Source organism: Nonomuraea sp. NPDC050643, assembly GCF_040654715.1.
In the GTDB taxonomy this organism is placed as follows: Bacteria; Actinomycetota; Actinomycetes; order Streptosporangiales; family Streptosporangiaceae; genus Nonomuraea.
The window spans coordinates 1-1,383 of the sequence record NZ_JBFAIM010000186.1; the positions used below are offsets into that span (position 1 = coordinate 1).

The 1,383-nt window shown below is 28.9% G+C and carries 1 protein-coding gene and 1 pseudogene; one reads left to right on the forward strand and one right to left on the reverse strand.

The annotated features are described in order from the left end of the window. Nucleotides 1–427 precede the first annotated feature (427 nt). Entirely contained in the window at nucleotides 428–1,039 is a 612-nt protein-coding gene (locus AB0I15_RS66875; RefSeq protein ID WP_001830024.1) for a helix-turn-helix domain-containing protein, read from the forward strand. Between the two features lie 47 nt (nucleotides 1,040–1,086). Here the strand turns inward: AB0I15_RS66875 and AB0I15_RS66880 are convergent. Next, a pseudogene (locus AB0I15_RS66880) lies at nucleotides 1,087–1,365 on the reverse strand (RepB family plasmid replication initiator protein); the annotation flags it as partial. Between the last annotated feature and the right edge of the window lie 18 nt (nucleotides 1,366–1,383).

The following is a 1,383-nucleotide window of genomic DNA, read 5'->3' on the forward strand; positions in this document are numbered from 1 at the left end:
TTCATTCTTTTTCATTAAGTGAACTTTTGTATCTTTATTCACAATTTCACGTGATAACACACCGTTTTAAATTGTAGTTTTTTGTTATACTGGAAAAGCACTTCCGTGCACAAAGGAGGTGTCACATACAATGATAATCTTGCTATTTGTACTAGATAAGCTCATTTTTCCAATTATTGTTGGTTATGTTCTTTATCTATTACAACAAGAGCATAAGTAAAAAGAAACCCCCAGCCGGCACGCTGGGGGTTTTCACATACAATGATATATCTGCTATTTGTTACTTTCAGTATATCCTTTCTTATGCTTTTTGTAAAATTAGATATATACTTTCTTTTAAGAATATAATTTTGAAGTAACTGTCGTTTCATTGTCGCCCATCTGTCGGCAATTTTTCGTGTTCATTTTTTTAGTTGAGGAGTAGTTTATGAGTATGAACAAATCAAAAGTTGCAGAAATTAGAAAACAAAAATCGTTAACTCAAGAAAATTTAGCAGAAAAGGCTTATGTAACAGTAAGAACAATTCAAAGAATGGAGGCTGGAGAAGAAGTTAGTAGTGAAACACTTAAAAGTGTCTCAAACGCATTAGATGTGACAGTCAATGAACTATTCGAATCTATCTCGTCTTCTGATAAGGAGGAGGAAATAATGGAAATATCTAAAGAACAACAAAAGCAGTTTAATTATCGTAAAAATGAACTTTTTACTATTAAATTAATAACATTTAGTTTTATTTTTGTGTTTTTAGGACTATTTGGAATCTTTGTAGGTGAGTTAGAAGGTTTAGAACAAAATATTTACCGCATCATTTGGATTTTCGCTTTATTTTTGAGCTTAGCAATAATGTATTATTTTTTAAATGTTTTTATTTCAAAAAAATTAGATAAAAAATATCCTATGACTATTGGAATGAAAAATAGAAATAGAAAAAATGAACCTGTAAAAAATGGCTGGGATTTTATGGCTAGATATTGGTGGATTGTTTTTCCTATTGGAGGTTTTCTAAGTTGGCTAATTCCTGAATTAACAGGAAAATAAAATACAAAACAAAAGATCTTTAGCCCCCTTGCTAAAGATCTTTTGTTTTAATCTTCCCAGTCTAATTGAAGTTGTTTTAAAAATGCTTTTCGCTCTTTTTCTAATTGTGGATCATATTCATTTTTTATTTGTTTTTCATAAGTACGTTCTTCTAACCATCTCGGCGTTTTTTCCCGACTTATATATTGTCGTGACTTATCTATATTCGCCATTTGTGGCTGTCGTTTATTGTGAATGCGTTTCTCAGCGTCAAAATTAAACTCTAAACATTAAATTTTAAGTCCTTTTTTTTCCTTTATTTTATTTATATTAATTTTATTAAAAATAAATAATAATTATTATAT

What these genes read in the sequence shown, in the direction of transcription:
- AB0I15_RS66875 (WP_001830024.1), top strand. Translation starts at nt 428, where the DNA reads ATGAGTATGAACAAATCAAAAGTTGCAGAAATTAGAAAACAAAAATCG.